The organism is Iningainema tapete BLCC-T55, assembly GCF_014698965.1.
GTDB lineage: Bacteria > Cyanobacteriota > Cyanobacteriia > Cyanobacteriales > Nostocaceae > Iningainema > Iningainema tapete.
In genome coordinates, this window is the sequence record NZ_JACXAE010000106.1 from 16,292 (window position 1) to 35,764 (window position 19,473).

Here is a 19,473-nt window from a genome sequence, read left to right on the forward strand (position 1 = left end):
AGGTGATTTGAGTTCTTGGTACTAGTAAGTAGTTCGACAAAATTAAATTTATTCGTCAGGCTAATATTTTAACCTAATCTAATTGTTAAACTTGGAGTTGGAGTTAACACCAAGGTTGCTTGTACTGATGGTGTGATAGTGCTGGTGGTAGTGGTTGTGATTTGGTTATTAGATGTACTACTAATTGTAGGCGGCAACGATTGTAATGAGAATAAAACTATTCCACCACTTACTGTTGAAGTCAGTCCACCAGATAAGGATTGTGCCTCTGCATCACTTAAATCTTCCCACAGGGTAGACTCAGCTTTACGAAGTGAATTGGTTGCGGTAGTTTTTAGCATTTGCTTTGCATTCCCTTTAAACTATTTTTGCTTTTGACGCTCGGCGAACGCGCAGCGTCTCGGACAGAAGAAGAAGATAAATACTTGTGTTTACAAATCATTTAGGACTGCTATAATCAACAAATATCTTCTAGCAAGAGTAAAAAATCGCCAGAAAATGCAGTTGTTAAAATGATTATAATTCGATTTATGATTGGGAAAAACTAACGGGTTGGTTGTGAGGTAACTGGTATTCGGACGGGTGAATTACCGGAGGGCAAACCCTGTAATGAGAATGTTACTCCACCAGATCCAAATATTGCAGCAAGACCACCAGATGCGGATTGTGCCTGTGCATCACTCAACTCTTCCCATAAAGCAGATTTAGTGTCAAAAATTTGATTTGTTGTGGTAGTTGCTATCATTTGCTCTGAATTTCCCTGAAACTACTTTTATTTTTGGTGTTTTCACACCCATCAATAAGATAACACTGTACTTAAACAAGTTTCTTATTCAATTAATTTCTAATACTTATATATCAATTCTTTTCAACAAGTTCTCTCGTTACATGTTTTTCAATGGTTTGAAGCTTTTAACATAACAAGATTAAGTATAAATACATAAATTTCTTCTTATGAAAACTACTTGAAAAATATTATTTAATAGTAGAAAAATTAAATAAGTAAGTTTAAAATGTATCTGATAGTAAAAGGACATTTAAAACAGCTACGACTATAAAAGTTAAGGTAGTAATCGTAAAAATAAAAATAAAATTTGATTTGTCTTCTCTCTATGGGATGATACATTTATGAGTATTTATCTGTATCCATCTGTGTTCAACCGTGGTTCTAAGTAATAAAATAAGAATTCCCCCCAAATCTCATCTTTGGTTGTGCATCACCGCAAAAAACACCTATGGCTATCATTGAGGCTCAAAACCTGAGCAAAGTTTACCCAGTAGCAGTCAAAGAACCGGGTGCTTTGGCGACAATCACCCACTTTTTTCGCCGCACCTACCGCCAAATAAAAGCAGTTCAAGATGTTTCATTTGAAATTACCGCAGGTGAAGTAGTTGGGTTTTTAGGACCAAATGGTGCTGGGAAAACCACAACACTAAAAATGCTCACAGGACTAATCCATCCTTCTAGTGGTACAGTTAAAGTAGCAGGACACGTTCCATTTCGCCGCCAAGAGCCTTTTTTACAAAAAATTACCTTGGTAATGGGACAAAAACAACAACTGCTGTGGGACTTACCAGCATTAGATTCGTTAAAAATTAACGCCGCTGTTTACAATATCTCTGACAAAGAGTTCCGTCATCGTCTAGGGGAATTAACGGAGATGCTATCGCTACAAGGTAAACTTACCCAACCCGTGCGAAAGCTGTCCTTAGGTGAACGGATGAAAGCGGAACTGTTAGCAGCACTTTTACACCGTCCCTCTGTGCTGTTTCTGGATGAACCGACGCTAGGATTAGATGTGAATGCCCAAGTGGGGGTGCGAGATTTCTTGCGTGAGTACAACCAAAAATATCAGGCGACAGTGCTATTGACTAGTCACTACATGGCTGATATTACAGCTTTGTGTAAACGAGTGCTATTAATTCATCAAGGAAAGTTGATGTATGATGGCAGCCTGGATGGTTTGCTGGACAGATTTGCACCTTATCGAGAAGTTCGTTTGGAGTTAGCTCAAACTCTACCCAAAGAGAAACTTATGTTGTACGGTGATTTACGCCAGCTAGATGGGCGCTTTGCCTGTTTTATGGTACAGCAAGAAACACTCACCCGCATAGTATCGCGGATATTAACTGATTTAGAAGTAGTAGATTTAACTGTAACTGAACCGCCAGTGGAAGAAGTGATTGGGCGCGTTTTCCAAGCGGGCGTTGTAAACTAATTGCTGTACAGACGCCCCGCCGGGGTAAACTAATTGCTGTACAGACGCCCCGCCGGGGCGTCTCTACGATTAACCATATGATGAAACGAATTTTAAGAAAAGCGCTAACTTTGCTTTCTGTTTATTACGCCTACATGGTTGAGTATCGGGCAGAACTAATTTTATGGGTTTTGTCTAATTCATTGCCAATTATTCTCATGGGAGTTTGGATACAAGCGGCACAAGGTGGAAAGTTTGGGTTGACACCAGTGGATTTTGCTCGTTACTTTCTGGCAGTTTTTATAGTGAGGCAATTCACAGTTGTTTGGGTAATTTGGGAGTTTGAAAGGCAGGTAGTGGAAGGTAGGCTTTCACCTCTTTTGTTACAACCTCTCGATCCAGCATGGCATCATATAGTATCCCATGTTTCGGAAAAGGCTGCTCGAATAGCGTTTACACTGCTATTAGTATTATTGTTTTTTCTACTTTATCCCCAAGCTTTTTGGTTGCCAAGTTTAGGGAACTTTTTGCTGTTTATTTTGGCGGTAGTACTAGCTTTTATTTTGCGGTTTGTGATTCAGTACACCTTAGCTATGTTTGCTTTTTGGACGGAACGAGCTAGTGCTTTAGAAAATTTCTGGTACTTATTTTACTTATTTTTGTCAGGAGTAATTGCTCCTTTAGAGGTTTTTCCTGCACCTGTGCGTGAGGTATTGCTGTTTACACCGTTTCCCTATTTGGTTAATTTTCCCGCTAGTCTTTTGGTGGGGTTACCTGTAGATGTAGCAAGGGGATTTTTGTCAATAGTGGGTTGGATATTGATATTTTTAGGTTTAAACCGCATACTATGGCGACGGGGGTTGAAGCATTATTCTGGTATGGGCGCGTAGTGTTGTGTGTAGTTATGACCAGAATTTTTCGTAAATTTGGATGTGCGATCGCGCAATATTCGACCAACTAAAATTATGAATAAAAGCACGACCTGCATCACATAAATAATTACATTTATCAGGTTGATTCAGCAATTGACAAAGTGCATCCGCCAATGCATTAATATTACGAGGGGGTACTAGTTGCACTGGATGTTTCTCTGGTAAAGGAGTGTTGTGAGAAGTGCCAACAACTGGTAAACCATGCGCTAACAAAGTCAAAAGTGAACCACTTTTCATAGTTAATCCGTGGTTGAAAGGTAGAACTCCAATATCAGAACCAGAAAGATATTTGGAAGCGGTTTCAGCATCTACATAGCCTGTCAAATGCACCATTTCGCTCAAATCTAGTTCTGCAACAAAAGCATGAAGTTTTTCCCAGTAAAGTTTTGCTTCTTCTCCCCGTAAAGCTAAACTTTCCACACCACCAACAAGTAATAATCGCGCTTGTGGATGAGTTATCAGCACTTGTTTGAATGCGCTTAAAAGAGTTTCTATCCCTTTAACTGGATGGAGAAAGCCAAAAAAAACGATGACTGTGGTATCTTGAGCAAACTTGCACCTTTGACGCAATTGCTGTCTTGCTGTAGTTTTGTCAATAGTTGCAACATCAACATTTGCGGCGATGGGGATACGCAACACTCGATTACTTAGTTGTGGTAAACGTTGATAAATTACTTCTTCTGCCTCAGCATTTGTTGTAATTAACGCATCACTTAAAGTTAGTAAAAAGCCATCTTCTCTATCCCACCAACCACGCTGTTGTCCCCACATCTTCAACCATTCTATAACTTGGGGTGGAATACCTTTAGGTTGCCATTCCCACCAACCGTACTCATGCACAGTCGTAACAATCGGTTGGCGATACCCCGTGGCTTTGAGGAGTAGGGGTAACAAAAAGATAGCTCGCTCAAATCCATAAGTTCCGGCTGCATGTTGGATGTGTAAAATGTCAGCCTTTGTTCCATGTACCGCTTGCACCAAAGACATTAAATCAGCAAATCGCCAATCTTGTACTACCCCCCTAACGCTTTTGTCATTTACTTCTGCTGCGGCTGTATGGGTAGTAAGAACAATAGACTCAATGTTCTGCTGATTTAGATTATCCCGCAGACGGGCAGTGTAATGAGCAACACCACAACGTTCAGGTTTGTAAGTACCAGCAATAAAGGCAATAGTATTAGACATTAATAATACTAAGTGATTTTCTAGGGACTTTCTCAAACTGAACTTGCCGAGATCTTTGGTATAGCTAGATTAGCTATCTGGCACAAGGATAACAGGTGCTATAAATGTCATTTTATTTACATTTATAGCACTTGTGGGTTCCACGAATCAGTAGATGTGAATTTTCTGTTCGCTCGCTAACTAAATAAATCGAATATATCCGCTTCGGAATCGCCCATCGTGACCACCGTATTTTCTTTCGGGATCAACTGTTGTGTTGCATTAACCGAGTCTAACCAACGCCCTCCTTTCCTTTTCTTGGGTTTCCCTTTGCGGACGTTTTTTCGCTATCCCTAAATTTTCTGGATAAGATTGCCCATACCTGTTGGTCAATAATTCCTAATGGCACTCCATCAATTGTGTTCACAAACGTTGAATGTACTTTTAATCCCGATAATTTCCGCGCTGTCAAGGTAACCCACTCCACTTGTGGCTGGATGGTTTGTTAAATCTATGTTTGTCGTGTCTTGAATTGCCAGTACTATCTCATGAGATTTGATTCTTTCAATAGTACTGATCACATGGGCTTGCCGGATATCATCCGCCTGGAAGTATGGTGAACTCCAAAAATCATAGGCGGCACTTGTTGCCGCCATGTTTCCACACGAAAAGCGGTACGCTAGTTGATGGCTGGGATGCTAAGTTCTCAACAATGCGTATTAACCGCTTGTTTCTTCGTGCATCCCCTAAGTCTGCTTGTTGCAATTCTAACTCTGCCTACTTTTGCATCTTCTCCCCTCACCCACAACTCCTTTTTTCTCCCAAAACTATACCTATCAATGCTTTCCGTATTGTTTTAAGTCTTTTTTAGTTTTGTTAAGAAAGATGTGACTAATGGATAGCTTAAAAGGGGGGCAAGAAGGGATCTTTTGTAGCCAGCTTTTGGAGAAATGGTATTACTGTCTTCAAGTCATTGTACTTGACAAAATCGAGCGAGGAGAACTAGAGTATGAGTGGTAGTAAAGGTTGAACTCTTCTGTATAAATAATCAAGAATTCCGAAAAGTATAGTAGCAACTATCCCAACATACAAAAATGCTTTCTCTGGATATGAAAGCAAGGCTCTCAAAGCCTTTTGAGAGCCTTGGTTGAACATAGCTGCTGCTCAGTCGGGCTATTAAAAGTAGACACTACAGGATTTACTCTTAGTTTGCAAAAATACAGGAAAAAGGGAGAATAATTGCAAATCCTTATATATTAATACAATCAGCCCAAAAATGTACGAAAAAATGTTTCAAGCGCTAGATCAGCTTGTTGTACTTAGTGAACAGCAGCGCGAAGATCTTAAAAGAGTGACAACACCACAAGAACTTCCCAAAGATTCAATATTACTGGAACAAGGACATATCTGCAATCACCTACATTTTCTTGTTGAAGGCGCAGTTAGATATTATTATCACCAAGATGATAAAGAAATAACTTCCGGTTTTAGATTTGAGGGTGATTTTATTAATTCTTTTTATAGCTTTATTTCTAGAAAACCCAGTAAAGAAAGTATTGTTTTAATGTCTGACTGCAAATTAGTAACGATTAGTTATGACAGTCTACAATATCTTTATAACAAAGATTCAGTATGGAATAGGCTGGGTCGGTTATCCATCGAAAGTTATTATATTCAATTAGAAGAGCATTTCTTTTCACTTCAATCTCAAACAGCATCAGAGCGTTACGCTCATTTACTGCAACAACATGCAGATATTCTCAATCGAGTCAAGTTAGGACATTTAGCATCGTATTTAGGTGTAACTCAAGAAACACTAAGCCGGATTCGCGCTAAATATCGTCATCGTCAACGGTTACGAAACTAATTCTAATATATCAGTAAAAGTATCAGTAATTATTTAAAAAATAAAAATTTGAATTCAATTAAAGAAGGTAGCCATGCTGGAGGCAGATGGCAACTGCGTAAACTTTCTAACTAATTCTCAAGAAAGCCCTTGTGCCTTGCTCAATCCGGTCTAAGACTCCACTGTCCGTACAGTGTCTTCGATTGGTTGGGGTTTGAATCCCTATCCAATCGTCCCTTCTGCCATCCGCCTTCTTCAAGGCTTCAAAATTCAACATTATTTTGAAGAACTGCTATTTTTGATATTTGTCAAATTTGATTTATATCAAGAAAAGCCTCTAGATTTACCTTAATTAGGCAAACTAAGATGAAACTATCAACCAAAGACAAGCAAACGCAAGGAGATAGACATCATGGGTTTCAAATATATCAGCGAATTAGCAACTTCAGAAAACGTCAATCAACTCTTGACACTAGTCGATATGGTGGTTGGCGGACTCACTGACACAGAAAATGTTTTCGATATTGAAGATGCACTAAGTGATAGTGAAAAAATGCAAAAATGTTTGCAAGCTGTGCGTCAACACCCAGCTTCTGCACAAATGCTAGAAGAACGTTATATGGGAAAAGAATTTGATTTAGATGCCTTGTTGCAAATGCCGAAAGATTCTCTAGGATGGACTTATGCAAAAGTTCTAAGTGCGCTGAATTATCAACCAGATTTTTATCGCAAACGCGAGATTAAATCTGATATTGATTACATCATTCATCGCGTTCGGAAAACCCACGACTTGCATCATATTTTGACAGGTTTTAGTTTTGATGACTATGGCGAATTAGGTGTAATTTCTGTAACTGTGGGTCAGATTGGTTATCCTGGCTTTGCCTTTATTGACATTGTGGCATTACTATTAAGTTTCCTCTCTGACAAGCATCAACGCCAAGGTATCGATATAGCTCTGGAATACGATTTTGACCTGATTTCTCAAGGTGTAAAAATTGCTCGGCAAGCACAACCACTGCTCCCAGTGAAGTTTGAAGAAGGGCTAGAGCGACCTTTAACTGAATGGCGTGCAGAGTTAAATATTGTGCCTGTTACCAAAGGACATTGGAGTTGGTATAGCCGTCCCCATTTACGAGATGCAATTGAATTGCCCTCGATTTCCCAAGAACCTCAACTTGTTAGTGTTTGAAGTAACAGTAATTAGCTGAAGTTGGGACTCTTGCAGATATAGCGGACACGCATAATAATCAAGCGTGTCCTTAATTAAAGATTTGATGCTTGGAGGATTCAATGAGCAATACAATTTCCGCATTTCTGAAAGATAATCACGTTTTAGTTACTGGTGGAACGGGTGGATTAGGACTTGGTGTTACGCCTAATGTTCTCGCGCAGAAACCTACCTCAGTGACAATTCCTTATACTAACGCACGAAACGTTGAGCGATTAAAAAGTGTTCTCCCTGTAACCGATTTAGACCGTATTCGATTTGTTAGAGCTAATTTATCAGATGAATCGGCTGTGGAAAATTTAGTCAACGAGATGGAACGGGTAGATGTTTTGATTCATCTAGTTGGTGGTTTTTCGATGGGAAAAACCCATGAATATCCTTATGAAAAGTGGAAAGCTGATCTAGAACTGAATTTGAATCTTGCTTTCCTGGTGTTGAAGCACAGTTTAAGAAGGATGTTTCAATACGGCTATGGACGAATTGTGACAGTAGGTTCGCGGGGAGCCGTACAACCAGGGGGACAGTTAGCAGCCTATTGTGCCGCCAAAGCTGGATTAATTGCGTTGACCCAGGCGATCGCTGATGAAACGAAAGGGGCAAACATCACTGCTAATATCGTTTTACCTAGTGTGATCGATACTCCCACCAATCGAGATGCAATGAATACAGAGAATGCCTCAAAGTGGGTTAAACCCGATTCTCTAGCACAGGTAATCTGTTTTTTAGCTTCAGAAGCCGCTCTTGATATGAGGGGAGCAGTTGTTCCTGTGTATGGCAATATTTAAACTCAATTCTTTACACTAATGGGATTATCCAAAACTAGAATTGGCATTCGTGTAATAGACAGCATCAAGACAAGAGATATTTTTATAATTTCACCTTTTGATTACCTAAAGTCAGACTATGAGCAACTTACCCGTTTTATCAACGAGTGAACTTGATATGGCTTTGCTTGAACTGAAAGGTTGGAGTATTGAGCGAGGAAAACTCCATCGTCAGTTTCAGTTCCCATCCTTTGTAAAAGCCTTTGGATTTATGACCAGTGTGGCACTAGTTGCAGAAACAATGGGACATCATCCAGAGTGGTGCAACGTATACAACCAATTATCAGTGGATTTGATAACTCACGACGCAGGTGGAATTACGATGAACGATATACATCTGGCTCACAAAATGAATGAGCTAGCGCAGTCATAAGTTATTAGTTAGCTAGCAACTCCAGCCCTGCGGCTACTACTTCCTCTGGTGGTATATCCAGACATTCTAATTGGTAAGGACACTCAAAAGCATAGCATGGACTACATGGGGTAGGGCGACGAAGCAAGCGGGAAGTACCGTTACGTGGTTCCCACTGACACTCTAGTTCAGTTCCGGCAAACATCACAACTGTAGGTGTGCGGGTAGCATCAGCTATATGCATCGTCGAAGTATTGTTAGTTAGCACTAATTTAGCATTGGCAATAAGTGCAGCTAGTTGCGGTAAAGTTGTTTTACCAATCAAGTCAATTCCATACTCACCTAATATTGTAAGTAAAGATGAACTTTTAGAACGATCTTTCTCCACACCAGTCACAACCACCAACATTCCGGTAGTTTCCGCCAACTGACAAGCTGCGTAAGCAAACCTAAAAGAGTCATAATTACGCGATTGACAACTCGTCCAGGGATTCAGCAAAATATACGGAGGAAATTCAAAATTAGGTTCGTAGTTGCGCTTGGGCGCACTCCCCAACAACACAGACAAAGCTTCAAGTTGTGCAACTTCAGATATTTGAATACAGAGACTGCGCGAGCTTACCTCAAACCCAACAGCTTCAATCAACCGTAAATTACGCTGCACCTGATGAATCTCATCCGGTGCAGCCGGAACCTCTTGCGTCAACACCCCGCATCCCACTTCCTTAGACTCACCCACCCGTAATGGAATACCAGCCAAATAACATAAAAACCCTGGTGGATGGGGACTCTGACTAAAACTAGTGAAAATAAACGCCGCATCAAACTTACCATCCTGCAAAACCCTTACCAAATCCCACTCCCGCCCTGGATCAAAATCCAACCTCCCCAAATCCTGCCATAGCACACGCAAAGGTATAACAGCATCTACCCAAGGTAATAACTCCGCAGCATGAGCCCCACCCGGACTTGCCATCAACGTCAAACGACAGTCAGGCAAATTTTCCTTAATCGCCCGTAAAGCCGGACTCGTCATAATCACATCACCAATATTATCCAACCGCATTACCAAAACATTGTGCATTCAAAAACCCCTCCACAACACCCAACACCTCATCAACCGAAATCCCATCCAAACAACTATCCCAACCCTTATCCAAAGGACACACCCCACCATACCAACACCGCTGTTCCGTAAAATTACTGATATTACGCTCAGCACAATCCGGATACCCCTGCAAATTCACATGCGGCGCTCCTTGACCATAACGCCCGTGCCAAGAAGGACCAAACAAAGTTATAGTAGGTACATCCACAGCGGCTGCAATCCTCACAGGACCAGTATCAGCACCAACGACCAAATCAGCGCAAGCCAAAGCTGCAGCCAAATCCCGCAACTTTCCACGCGGCAAAATCTGCACCTCATCACTAATCCCAGAAGCAATACTTTCCACTTGCTTTGCATCAGAACCAACAGGAACAACTACAGTAGCACCCCAACGAGAAAGTAAACTTTTACCCAAAGTAATAAATTTTACATTAGACCAACGCTTAATTGCCATCCCGGCATCTGGACATAAAAATACCAAGGGACGACGCGCATGATTAAATAGCTTTTGCGCTTGCTCAAGTTCCGCAACAGTGAGGTGAAGTTGTGCGGGTTTAATCACATCAAGACTAATTAAACCTTCTGCTAGTAAGATTTTGACAAAGCGATCGCCTACCAGTTCATTCGCTGGCGGTTGTCGCCACAAATTCGTTACTACTCTTGTAGAAACCCGGTTTTTTGAAAAAACCGGGTTTCTTGTTTGGATTTCAACATCAATATCGTCGTAATTCGTATCCGACACAATCAAATCAAAGCGTTCGTGTGATAGTAACTCAACTACTGATTGTTTTGCCTTACCAGATTTAGCATAGACAACCCGCTTAATTAGTGGATCTGTTTCTAACAGTTCCCCTCCTGGTGAAAAAGTTAAGACTGTAAGTTCAGATTCTGGATGCGATCGCGCTAACGCATGAATTGCACTTAACGCGATTAAAACATCACCAATTCCACCTAATAGCTCAACAAATAAAATTTTCTGCATATTACAAAGTTATTAATTGCTAATAGCTAATTGTTGTCAGCCATTAACCATTAGCCGACGTATTTATCAGCTGGTACGCTGCGATCGATAATTGTGGTTGGTAACTCTTGGTGATAGACTCCTGATGGAATTACTGCACATCCTCCATATAATTTCATCAACCGTAGTTGTACCAAAACATCCTCACCACAATGTTCGGGTGGAAGTTGTTGCCAGAAAGAATAGCCACCGATGCCGCGTAACTTTTCAGTATTATAAATTACACAACCACCAACCCAAGCAACACGGTATTTGCGCCGCTGACTTGGAGTTAAACCAAGGCTTTGCTCGACATGATAAAGATTAGCAGCGTTATGCAAACGCCAGCGTTCCCACTCAGGTGTATCAGGTTTAACAATCTCCGGTTGAACAGAATCATCCCAAAACTCAATTTTCTGCTCGTGGGGACGAACATCATTAATAAAGCTGAGTCCGATAACTGCACTTCCGACAAAACCACAACTTTCCTCCTTAATTGCGGCAAGCATTTGTTCAACCACGTAGGGTTCTAGAATCAAATCGTCATCAAGGAAAAGGGCATAGGGAGCTGTTGCTTGATCGAGTAAAAATTGCCGTTGTTCTGCAATTCCTAGACGAGGCAAGTGTTTGTGGACTTCTACCTCATGATTGTGAGCGCGAAGCACACGCAATACAGCTTTTACTTCGCCACTCTCCACTGGGTTTGTGTCTTCGGTTTGATCGGAAATCACAATGCGAAAGTTACGATAAGTTTGAGCTATCAGGCTTGTCAACGTGACAGCCAAAGCTGCTGGGCGACGATAGGTAGGAATCAGGATATCTAGCTCTGTGTTCATCTCTAAACCATTTGGGAATGAGGATGAGGCTGAGCCTCAGAGTAGGCATTCCCAGGCAGAGCCTGGGAACGAGGAGCCAGAGACTGAGAACGAGAAGAAATACTCAGTAGTTCACAAGCGGCATCTACAACAGATTCTGGAGTAACAAGGCGTAGACAGTTGTGATGTCCTTCTGGGCAAATACTCTTGTAACAGTATTTACAGGGGACATCATGGAATAGTACACGATTGGGAACACCCCAAGGAGTGTGCTGAGGGTTAGTAAGAGCGTATAAATCCACAACTGGTGTACCAACGGCGGCAGCGATGTGAACCGGACCTGTATTATTAGAAATTAATAAGGGAGAAAGTTGCAAAAGTGCCGCCAATTGTTCAAGGTTGAGGCATCCTACTAGGGAATTAGTTGCAACACCTATTGCCGATTGAATGTCGGTAACTAGTTCTCGTTCTGGTTCAGTACCACTGAAGATAACTTGGATACCCTTTTCTGATATTAGATGACGAGATGCGATCGCAAATAGTTCAGGAGGGTAGCGTCGTGAAGAAGCAGTTGCACCAGGATGAATCACCACCCAAGGACGCTTTTTGTCTATGAATTTTTCTAAAATATCCTCAACGAAGAATAAAGCTTTTTCTGAAACATGCAAAAACATTCTTTCGTCATTTATATGACAACCAATAGTGGCAACCAAATCCAGTTGACGACGCACTTCATGACGCATACAACTTTCTGGCTCAGGATCTTTTACCCAGTCTGACAGTAGTTGGTAAGGGTTTTCATGGCAATGAGCTAGGCGTAGGGGAATATCTGCCAAATAGCAAAGAAATGCTGATGGTAAAGGATTTTGACTGTAAACAGTAAAAATCACCGCACCATCAAATTTGAGACTGCGTAGATGCTCAGCCATTTCATATTCAGTTCGGCTATTTAGACGGGGGGCAGTTGCCTTAAGCCAAGGAGCATCATAGACAATTACTTCATCAACTTCTGGTACTAAAGAAGCAGTGGTTGCACCAGCAGAAGATGTTAGCAGCGTAATCCGACGGCGAGGATGTGATACCTTTAAGGCACGGATTGCTGGTGTAGTCATCAACACGTCACCAATCGTGTCGAGTCTAATACACAAGATATTTTCAGCAGAGTTCCAGTTAGTCATCTGTCGTTATTAACGAAAATGAAATTTGCACAAGTGGTATGAACAAGTTGATAGGGTAGGTTGGCAAAAAAATCTTTTATTTTAGCTGAATTATCAGCTAAACCTAATGAGTAATATTCAATAATTACAATTTTGGGCTTATGCTTTGCGTAATCAAATGTTTTCCATACTTCTAATTCAGTTCCTTCAACATCTATGTCTAAGATGTCTATAATTCCAATATTATATTTTTCCAATATAGTTTCTAGCTTAAATGATGGCACATTTACAGCATCTTTAAATTGAAATTTAATTAGTCTTCCATATTCATCCTTTTCCATAGTAGTTGACAATTCAGGAACAAAAGCAGGCAAAAATTTTATTTTTCCTTCTTCAGCAGCAATTGCTGCCCATTCTACGTTTGCTCTTTCTCCTTTTAAAACTTTTACCTGATTAATATCAGCGTCAATACAAACTCCTTGCCATTCATTTTTTTCAAAAAAGTAAGTATTTGAAAGATAAATTGGGTGTCCTGCGCCGATATCAACAAATACTCCTTTGTGTGGTATTTCTATGTTTTTAACAATATATCTATCTTCTCCAAATTGGGAATGAAATCTCTTGTATTGATAATTTTTATTGTTAAGTCTAAAGTACTTATTCTTTAAACCAAAAAACATCATCATTACAGCGCATTCTATAAGTTTTATTATATTTAATATTTTGGTCATTACTTAAAAAAATAATTAGTTCCTCATTATACTACCCAATCTCCAGTCCCCAATCTCCAGTCCTCAATCCCTTTTACAAGAGATTTAACTTGTTGATGCGCTCAATTATGCGGGTGGTAGAACGGTTTTCCACAAATGGTAAAATTTCAACTACACCGCCAAATTGTTCTACTAAAGGTGCTTCTGGTAAAGTTTCTCTGGTGTAATCACCACCTTTGACATAAATATCGGGGCAAATTAAACTAATTAGGTTGCATGGAGTGTCTTCGTCAAAAGCAACGAGATGGTTAACACAACCTAGTCCTTCGAGTACTTGAAGACGATCCTCTAAGGGGTTAATCGGGCGAGTTGATCCTTTGATTCGGCGGATACTGTCGTCTGAATTAACACCGATGATCAAAATATCTCCTAATGCTTTGGCTTGTTGAAGATACCAGACGTGCCCAGGGTGAAGGATATCAAAACAACCGTTGGTGAAGACTATTTTCTGTTGAGCATTGCGGTAGGCGGTGATACGGGAGACAAGTTCGTTGCAGTTGGGGATGTATTTTTGAGAGGGAGAGAGAAACTGTCGTAGTTCTTCAGTTGAACAAGCGGTAGTACCGTCTTTTGCTACAACTACAGCAGCGGCAGCAGCGGCGAAATCGGCTGCTAGTGCTGTTGTCGCACCCGCAGCTAGGGCAAGGGTTAGGGCGCTGGTGAATGTATCTCCTGCACCTGTGGTGCGCGATTGGATTGTCGGTTGGGCATAGGTACGGTGCGGTGAGCGTGAGCGTTCAAAGATTATTGCTCCTTCAGCATCCAAGGTGACAGCAGCAATTTTCGCACCTGTAATATCCAGTAGCTTTTCTCCGTAAGGTGCGATTTGGTTTGCACGAAACCCCCCCAACCCCCCCTTATGAAGGGGGGGCATGAGGGGGTTGCTCAACCCCCCCTTATGAAGGGGGGGCAAGGAGGGGTTGGGCAAGGAGGGGTTGGGGATCAACTGCACAACTTGCTCATAGTTAGGTTTGACTGCAGTAGCGCCCAGGTGACTATAGGCGGTAAGGTTTTTTGAGTCAACAACTAAGACGCGGGGATTGCTATGCTGGAGTTGCGCTAATTCATTAATTACATTTTTTGTCAAGATACCATAGGCGTAATCTGAGACAATTACCGCATCACATTCAGAAAATAGAAGCTTCAGTTTGTCAATTAGCAATTGCTCTGTGCGATCGCCTATTGGATCTGTAGTGCCAGAGTCAAATCTTACCAATATTTGTCCTGCAGCCATCACCCGTTGCTTAGTGAGCGTCTGTCGATCTGGTTGCGAAAGGATGTATTCTGTGGAAACCCCACGATCTAAAAGCGCTTGTCGTAATTGAGAACCCTCCCAGTCATCTCCAATAACTGACAGAAATTTTACATTGCCACCGAGACTTTGGACATTGAGGGCGGTATTAGCTGCACCACCGGGGACATACAAACGATTGTTGACTGTCACAACTGGCACTGGGGCTTCTGGGCAAAGGCGATCGCTTTTACCAGATATGTAGCCATCAAGCATCGCCTCACCGATGACAATAACTTTCAGATTAGCAATAGTATCTAGCAGTGCCAATTCAGATTTCACTGATATCCTCCTAATTTATTGGTACAGACGTTCCGGCGGAACGTCTCTAGGAAATATTTTTGTAGAAATGATCGCTTGTGCTGCTGCTGCAAGATCGCTAACCGTGTAATCTGGGGTTCTTAAGGCAGATAGTTGCCACTCAGTCTCATTACCATTATCGATTAAAATTGTTTTACACCCTGCACGGCGTCCTGCTTCCACATCATTTAGGATATCGCCAATAAACCAAGAATTTTCCAAATCAATATTATGTTGGCAAGCTGCACGCAAAAGCATCCCTGGTGCAGGTTTGCGACAATCACAAGTTATTGCCAATTCTGCCATGATACCTTTAGGGTGATGAGGACAGTAGTAAAAATCAGTTAAAGAAATTCCTTCATCTGCCAATACTTGACGCAAGTGATTCTCCACTGCTAGCAGAGCCGACTCTGGAAAATAACCACGAGCCACACCCGATTGGTTAGTAATCACAATTAACTTGTACCCAGCTTTCTCCAGCAGGCGCAATCCCTCAATTGCACCTTGCGTCAGCTTAATATGTTGTATGTCAACATTGTACGGCACGTTCTCAATTAAAGTTCCGTCCTTATCTAAAAATACCGCTCTCATTAGGGCCATGAACTTTCACCCATTGGTAGTACCATCATTTCTGGAATGACTGTTCCTTCAGGTGTTGATAGCAAAAAGCGAATAGTTGCTGCTACGTTCTTAGGGTCTTGTAACTTGCTCACATCAATATCGGGAAATCTGTCGAGTAGAAATGGGGTTTGCATCCCACCTGCAACTAAAGCTGTAACTTTGACATTATAAGGACGCGCTTCTACATGTAAGGCATGACTGAAACCTAACAGTCCCCACTTGCTAGCATGATAAGCCGAAGCATTTGCCCAGGCACGTTTTGCTGCGGTAGAGGTAATATTAATAATGTGACCGCTTCTTTGTTGTTTCATTACAGGTAAAGCGAATTTTGACAAGATAAAGGGAGCGCGTAAGTTAACAGCCAAAATTCGATCCCAATCTTGAATTGATAGCTCTTCTATGGAAAGAGTTACATCTGTACCTGCATTATTAATTAAAGCATCCAAGCGTCCATACTCAGAAACAATCTTATTGATCGCAGTTTCTGCTTGCTCTTCATTAGTAACATCTAGCACTAAAGGCATGGCGGGAAAGCCATTAGCTTGAATTTCCCCACTTACCTTATGGGCTAAGTCTTCTCGTATTTCAGCGACAACAATGCTAGCACCTGCTGAAGATAAAGTGTGACAGACAGCTTCACCTAGTCCGCGTCCTCCACCTGTAACTAATACTACCGTGCCTTTGAGTTCTGCCATAATTTCACTCCAGGAAAATAAAGTTGTTAATTGTTGATGGTTGATGGTTATTAGCTTTATTAACCATTAACAATTCGCTCTTCTCCATTCCCATCTCAACCAATTCACACAAAAGATGCAGTATAAAATGTTGTACTTCTTGAATGCGTTGGGTATCAGTTGTCGGAACAACTACTGCTAAATCTGCTAGCGATCGCAATTCTCCACCATCGCCACCAAGTAAGGCAATAGTTTTGATGTAGTTTTTGCGGGCAGTTTTGAACGCTTCAATCACATTGCGCGATCGTCCACTCGTACTAATACCTAGTAACAAATCTCCTGGTTCGGCAAATGTTTCTACTTGTCGGGAAAAAACGTACTCATAGCCAACATCATTCGCCCAAGCACTCAAAAAAGCTGTGTCTGCTGTTAAAGCTATTACTGGAAGCCCCGCCCGTTTTGATTGGCGAAATTTGCCAACAAATTCTGCGGCAAAGTGTTGAGCATCTGCGGCACTACCACCATTACCACAAACAAGCACCTTACCCGATAGAGCAAAGCAACTGCTAATTGTCTTTGCTGCTTCCATTATTGCTGGTGCTATTTTTCGCGATTCTTCCAACGCCGTAATTGCTGCTGTGAAGTTTTGATCGATAATGCTGAGGGAAGAGAGAGTTTGTGAGTTTGTGAGTTTGTGAGTTGGTGAGAAATTGTCTGTTTGTGTGGTTTCGTTCAATACTTTTTCGTAGAGTTGAGCAACAGCACTGGTAACTTGTTTCCAGGTAAAAAAGTTTTTGGTGCGTTGTATTGCTTGACGACTAAAGACTTCACGGAGTTGGGGATTTTGGTAGAGATGGGCAATTTTTGCGGCGACTGCATTTGGATCGTTTGGTGGTACAAGATACCCAGTTTCACCATCTTTGACAGTAAATTTAATTCCACCGACATTAGAACCAATTACAGGAGTTCCACAAGCCATCGCCTCCAAAGGCGTAATTCCAAACGGTTCATACCAGGGCGTCGTGACAAACACATCAGCCGCACTGTAATAATATTTCAGTAACTCCCGACAGCGCCGACCAATAAATTTTACCTGGGAATCTACCCCTTCTTGAGAAGCAATAGCTTGCAAACGACTGATTTCTGGTGTAAGCTTCGGGTCTGGTTCTTCTGATTCACCACCGACAATTAAAAGTTTTGCTGGAATGTGATAGTCTTGGAGCAAACGCCCAAAGCCACGAATCACACTATCAATACCTTTACGTGGCACTAAACGTCCTAACTGTAGGATGAGCGGCTCATTAGGTGGCAAACCAAGCATTTTGCGTGCGGTACTTTGCTTAACTTGCCAAAACTCAGCCCCATCAAAACCACAGGGAATAATCGTAATTTTCTCTTTTTTAGCGTGGTAAAGACCTAGTAAATCTTCCTCATCCTGGGGACATTCAGCAATAATATGGTCAGCTTCTGTAACAATACGGTCTTCAATCGTAAATCGCTCATCAGGAAATTCATCTGCCTTGCCATGCCAAAAGCGACGCACACGACCGAGAGCATGAAACGTAACCACAAAAGGAATACCCAGTAGCCGTTTTATATCCGCTGCCACTAATGCTGACATCCAGAAATTAGCGTGGATTAAATCGTACTGTGCTTGTTGATGGACGGGCATCCTGCCCGTCCCACAAGAATTAGAAGAAGGGGATTGACAAAAACGTAGTACATATGCTGTAAAATCTTCCATATACGGCAACATGTCTTCTTTGCGCACGTATATAGGAGGACCGGCAGGGACGTTAACAATGCGAACGCCATCCATCCAATCAATTATTTCTGGCAATTCATCGTTATCCCGCCGAGTAAAAACATCAACTTTGTAACCTAAAGCCGCTAGATGTTTAGCTAGCTGTCCTACATAAACATTTTGTCCGCCACTATCTGCACCGCCAAAAGTGCCAAGCGGTGAAGCGTGTTCACTAATTAAGGCAATGTTTTTCATAAAGTGCTGTAGAGACGTTCCGGTGGAACGTCTGTACCTGAGTATTGAACGTCTGTACCTAAATTTTGAATGTCAGTAACGGATTTAAACGCTTCGTCCCAATCTTGAGTAAATCTTTGGATATTAAAGCGTTTTTTTGCTGTTAATAGCGCACCTTGACTAAGTTTTTGTGCTTGCGCGGGATAGTCTAAAAGTTCGCGCATATGGAAAATAAGCTTTTCAATATCAGTATTTACATAACCAGAAATGCCGTTTTCCACTACCGTAACCATTTCTGTAGTTGCCAGTCCAATAATTGGTAATCCTACCATCATCGCTTCACAGACAGCAAGTCCTAAACTGGTATAGCGGATGGGATTGAAGAAAAAGCGATAACGTGAGGCAAATGCTGGTAATTGATGATGCGGGATTTCACCTATTCCACCAAGTTTTTCAGCATGCATACCGACTAAATCTAGAGGAATTTGTTGTCGAACACGTTCAAATACATCTACACCTAAACGACGCCCACGCGATCGCAAACCATTAACCACCACTAGTCCCCGTTCTAGTTCACCTGTGTAGCGAACATCATCAACAACTACACCATGTTCAATTACACAAGTCGGGGTGCGATTACTATCCCACATCAATTGATTAAAGTGTGTCACATGAACCAGCAGCACCGACGGATCATCAACAACATGGCGCGTGTCGGTGGGATGTTCCCTTGGTGGATCGTGTTCTAAATAAATACGCGGTAGTCGTCGCTGTGACTCGGAAAGAATCTCGTATTGATCTTCAAGGTAATTCTTGCGTGACTGAAACAAAATACAGTCAAACTCAAGATTTTTGACTTCTTGGGCGGGAACATCATAAACATTATCTGACCAAGAAAAGCTACCTATACGACCACCATAACCTTCCGGTAGTCCTGGTTTGACCGGAAGATAAAATTGATGGTGGCTCTGAGTTAAATAGTAGAGATAGCTACCGTGAATGTGCCAAGTAAGAATACGTAATGGTCGCATGTTTGATATGATTTATTTTTGAACCGCAGATGCACACAGATGCACGCAGATAAAGTAGATTTAAGTAGGTAGGCGTAAATAAATGAAAGTTAGTAGTAAGGGCTTCAGCCCTTGTAACCCACGCCTTGAGCGCTAAAGCGCTTACTACGAACGTAGAGTTTAATTTTACCTACTTACTTAT

General features: G+C 41.6%; 19 protein-coding genes and 1 pseudogene. 6 read left to right on the forward strand and 14 right to left on the reverse strand.

Going from position 1 to position 19,473, the window contains the following annotated elements; genetic code table 11:
* Positions 1 to 68: 68 nt before the first annotated feature.
* Together ICL16_RS35150 and ICL16_RS35155 are read right to left on the reverse strand one after the other, a co-directional pair.
* A complete protein-coding gene (locus ICL16_RS35150; RefSeq protein ID WP_190836216.1) occupies positions 69 to 341 on the reverse strand; it encodes a hypothetical protein in 273 nt (90 codons plus the stop codon).
* A 203-nt stretch (positions 342 to 544) separates the two neighbouring features.
* Entirely contained in the window at positions 545 to 745 is a 201-nt protein-coding gene (locus tag ICL16_RS35155) for a hypothetical protein (RefSeq protein ID WP_190836217.1), read from the reverse strand.
* 490 nt (positions 746 to 1,235) lie between these two features.
* Between ICL16_RS35155 and ICL16_RS35160 the strand changes: the two genes are divergently transcribed.
* On the forward strand, positions 1,236 to 2,219 hold the full coding sequence (locus ICL16_RS35160) for an ABC transporter ATP-binding protein (RefSeq protein ID WP_190836218.1): 984 nt from the start codon (positions 1,236 to 1,238) through the stop codon (positions 2,217 to 2,219).
* A gap of 80 nt (positions 2,220 to 2,299) precedes the next feature.
* Positions 2,300 to 3,088, forward strand: coding sequence for an ABC transporter permease (locus tag ICL16_RS35165; protein WP_190836263.1), 789 nt, complete (start codon positions 2,300 to 2,302; stop codon positions 3,086 to 3,088).
* Between the two features lie 12 nt (positions 3,089 to 3,100).
* Here the strand turns inward: ICL16_RS35165 and ICL16_RS35170 are convergent, their stop codons facing one another.
* Positions 3,101 to 4,315 carry a glycosyltransferase gene (locus ICL16_RS35170; RefSeq protein WP_190836219.1) on the reverse strand — a complete coding sequence of 405 codons (1,215 nt, stop codon included), beginning with the start codon at positions 4,313 to 4,315 and terminating at the stop codon, positions 3,101 to 3,103.
* Between the two features lie 133 nt (positions 4,316 to 4,448).
* A pseudogene (locus tag ICL16_RS46365) lies at positions 4,449 to 5,059 on the reverse strand (IS4/Tn5 family transposase DNA-binding protein); the annotation flags it as partial.
* Between the two features lie 511 nt (positions 5,060 to 5,570).
* Between ICL16_RS46365 and ICL16_RS35185 the strand changes: the two are divergent.
* From ICL16_RS35185 to ICL16_RS35200, 4 genes are all read left to right on the forward strand, one after another.
* A complete protein-coding gene (locus ICL16_RS35185) occupies positions 5,571 to 6,161 on the forward strand; it encodes a Crp/Fnr family transcriptional regulator (protein WP_190836222.1) in 591 nt (196 codons plus the stop codon).
* A 391-nt stretch (positions 6,162 to 6,552) separates the two neighbouring features.
* Positions 6,553 to 7,332 (forward strand): Coq4 family protein, encoded by a 780-nt coding sequence (locus tag ICL16_RS35190; RefSeq protein ID WP_190836223.1) that lies wholly within the window; start codon positions 6,553 to 6,555, stop codon positions 7,330 to 7,332.
* Positions 7,333 to 7,457: 125 nt separating this feature from the next.
* Entirely contained in the window at positions 7,458 to 8,156 is a 699-nt protein-coding gene (gene fabG, locus ICL16_RS35195) for a 3-oxoacyl-ACP reductase FabG (protein ID WP_190836264.1), read from the forward strand.
* 118 nt (positions 8,157 to 8,274) lie between these two features.
* Entirely contained in the window at positions 8,275 to 8,568 is a 294-nt protein-coding gene (locus ICL16_RS35200) for a 4a-hydroxytetrahydrobiopterin dehydratase (protein ID WP_190836224.1), read from the forward strand.
* 4 nt (positions 8,569 to 8,572) lie between these two features.
* On the opposite strand, the gene ICL16_RS35205 is transcribed toward ICL16_RS35200, so the two are convergent.
* From ICL16_RS35205 to ICL16_RS35250, 10 genes are all read right to left on the reverse strand, one after another.
* Positions 8,573 to 9,631, reverse strand: a complete 1,059-nt coding sequence (locus ICL16_RS35205; RefSeq protein ID WP_190836225.1) for a glycosyltransferase family 9 protein — start codon at positions 9,629 to 9,631, stop codon at positions 8,573 to 8,575.
* Complete coding sequence (locus ICL16_RS35210) at positions 9,600 to 10,637, reverse strand: glycosyltransferase family 9 protein (RefSeq protein ID WP_190836226.1); 1,038 nt, start codon at positions 10,635 to 10,637, stop codon at positions 9,600 to 9,602. Before ICL16_RS35210 ends, ICL16_RS35205 begins: the two co-directional genes overlap by 32 nt.
* A gap of 50 nt (positions 10,638 to 10,687) precedes the next feature.
* Positions 10,688 to 11,491: a glycosyltransferase family 2 protein gene (locus ICL16_RS35215; RefSeq protein WP_190836227.1), complete on the reverse strand. Its 804-nt coding sequence runs from the start codon at positions 11,489 to 11,491 to the stop codon at positions 10,688 to 10,690.
* 2 nt (positions 11,492 to 11,493) lie between these two features.
* Positions 11,494 to 12,648 carry a lipopolysaccharide heptosyltransferase II gene (gene waaF, locus ICL16_RS35220; protein ID WP_190836228.1) on the reverse strand — a complete coding sequence of 385 codons (1,155 nt, stop codon included), beginning with the start codon at positions 12,646 to 12,648 and terminating at the stop codon, positions 11,494 to 11,496.
* The gene (locus tag ICL16_RS35225) at positions 12,645 to 13,358 is read right to left on the reverse strand and encodes an FkbM family methyltransferase (protein ID WP_190836229.1); all 714 of its coding nucleotides are present in this window, start codon (positions 13,356 to 13,358) and stop codon (positions 12,645 to 12,647) included. Before ICL16_RS35225 ends, waaF begins: the two co-directional genes overlap by 4 nt.
* 73 nt (positions 13,359 to 13,431) lie before the next feature.
* Complete coding sequence (gene rfaE2, locus ICL16_RS35230; RefSeq protein WP_190836230.1) at positions 13,432 to 14,970, reverse strand: D-glycero-beta-D-manno-heptose 1-phosphate adenylyltransferase; 1,539 nt, start codon at positions 14,968 to 14,970, stop codon at positions 13,432 to 13,434.
* 15 nt (positions 14,971 to 14,985) lie between these two features.
* On the reverse strand, positions 14,986 to 15,588 hold the full coding sequence (locus tag ICL16_RS35235; protein WP_202895881.1) for a D-glycero-alpha-D-manno-heptose-1,7-bisphosphate 7-phosphatase: 603 nt from the start codon (positions 15,586 to 15,588) through the stop codon (positions 14,986 to 14,988).
* On the reverse strand, positions 15,579 to 16,304 hold the full coding sequence (locus tag ICL16_RS35240) for an SDR family oxidoreductase (protein ID WP_190836231.1): 726 nt from the start codon (positions 16,302 to 16,304) through the stop codon (positions 15,579 to 15,581). The genes ICL16_RS35235 and ICL16_RS35240 overlap by 10 nt, the downstream gene beginning before the upstream one ends.
* Before the next feature lie 4 nt (positions 16,305 to 16,308).
* Positions 16,309 to 18,282, reverse strand: coding sequence for a glycosyltransferase (locus ICL16_RS35245; protein ID WP_190836232.1), 1,974 nt, complete (start codon positions 18,280 to 18,282; stop codon positions 16,309 to 16,311).
* Positions 18,279 to 19,292, reverse strand: coding sequence for a glycosyltransferase (locus ICL16_RS35250; RefSeq protein WP_190836233.1), 1,014 nt, complete (start codon positions 19,290 to 19,292; stop codon positions 18,279 to 18,281). The genes ICL16_RS35245 and ICL16_RS35250 overlap by 4 nt, the downstream gene beginning before the upstream one ends.
* Positions 19,293 to 19,473: the final 181 nt, after the last annotated feature.

What these genes read in the sequence shown, in the direction of transcription:
- ICL16_RS35150 (WP_190836216.1), bottom strand. Translation starts at nt 341, where the DNA reads ATGCTAAAAACTACCGCAACCAATTCACTTCGTAAAGCTGAGTCTACC.
- ICL16_RS35155 (WP_190836217.1), bottom strand. Translation starts at nt 745, where the DNA reads ATGATAGCAACTACCACAACAAATCAAATTTTTGACACTAAATCTGCT.
- ICL16_RS35160 (WP_190836218.1), top strand. Translation starts at nt 1,236, where the DNA reads ATGGCTATCATTGAGGCTCAAAACCTGAGCAAAGTTTACCCAGTAGCA.
- ICL16_RS35165 (WP_190836263.1), top strand. Translation starts at nt 2,300, where the DNA reads ATGAAACGAATTTTAAGAAAAGCGCTAACTTTGCTTTCTGTTTATTAC.
- ICL16_RS35170 (WP_190836219.1), bottom strand. Translation starts at nt 4,315, where the DNA reads ATGTCTAATACTATTGCCTTTATTGCTGGTACTTACAAACCTGAACGT.
- ICL16_RS35185 (WP_190836222.1), top strand. Translation starts at nt 5,571, where the DNA reads ATGTACGAAAAAATGTTTCAAGCGCTAGATCAGCTTGTTGTACTTAGT.
- ICL16_RS35190 (WP_190836223.1), top strand. Translation starts at nt 6,553, where the DNA reads ATGGGTTTCAAATATATCAGCGAATTAGCAACTTCAGAAAACGTCAAT.
- ICL16_RS35200 (WP_190836224.1), top strand. Translation starts at nt 8,275, where the DNA reads ATGAGCAACTTACCCGTTTTATCAACGAGTGAACTTGATATGGCTTTG.
- ICL16_RS35205 (WP_190836225.1), bottom strand. Translation starts at nt 9,631, where the DNA reads ATGCACAATGTTTTGGTAATGCGGTTGGATAATATTGGTGATGTGATT.
- ICL16_RS35210 (WP_190836226.1), bottom strand. Translation starts at nt 10,637, where the DNA reads ATGCAGAAAATTTTATTTGTTGAGCTATTAGGTGGAATTGGTGATGTT.
- ICL16_RS35215 (WP_190836227.1), bottom strand. Translation starts at nt 11,491, where the DNA reads ATGAACACAGAGCTAGATATCCTGATTCCTACCTATCGTCGCCCAGCA.
- waaF (WP_190836228.1), bottom strand. Translation starts at nt 12,648, where the DNA reads ATGACTAACTGGAACTCTGCTGAAAATATCTTGTGTATTAGACTCGAC.
- ICL16_RS35225 (WP_190836229.1), bottom strand. Translation starts at nt 13,358, where the DNA reads ATGACCAAAATATTAAATATAATAAAACTTATAGAATGCGCTGTAATG.
- ICL16_RS35235 (WP_202895881.1), bottom strand. Translation starts at nt 15,588, where the DNA reads ATGGCCCTAATGAGAGCGGTATTTTTAGATAAGGACGGAACTTTAATT.
- ICL16_RS35240 (WP_190836231.1), bottom strand. Translation starts at nt 16,304, where the DNA reads ATGGCAGAACTCAAAGGCACGGTAGTATTAGTTACAGGTGGAGGACGC.
- ICL16_RS35245 (WP_190836232.1), bottom strand. Translation starts at nt 18,282, where the DNA reads ATGAAAAACATTGCCTTAATTAGTGAACACGCTTCACCGCTTGGCACT.
- ICL16_RS35250 (WP_190836233.1), bottom strand. Translation starts at nt 19,292, where the DNA reads ATGCGACCATTACGTATTCTTACTTGGCACATTCACGGTAGCTATCTC.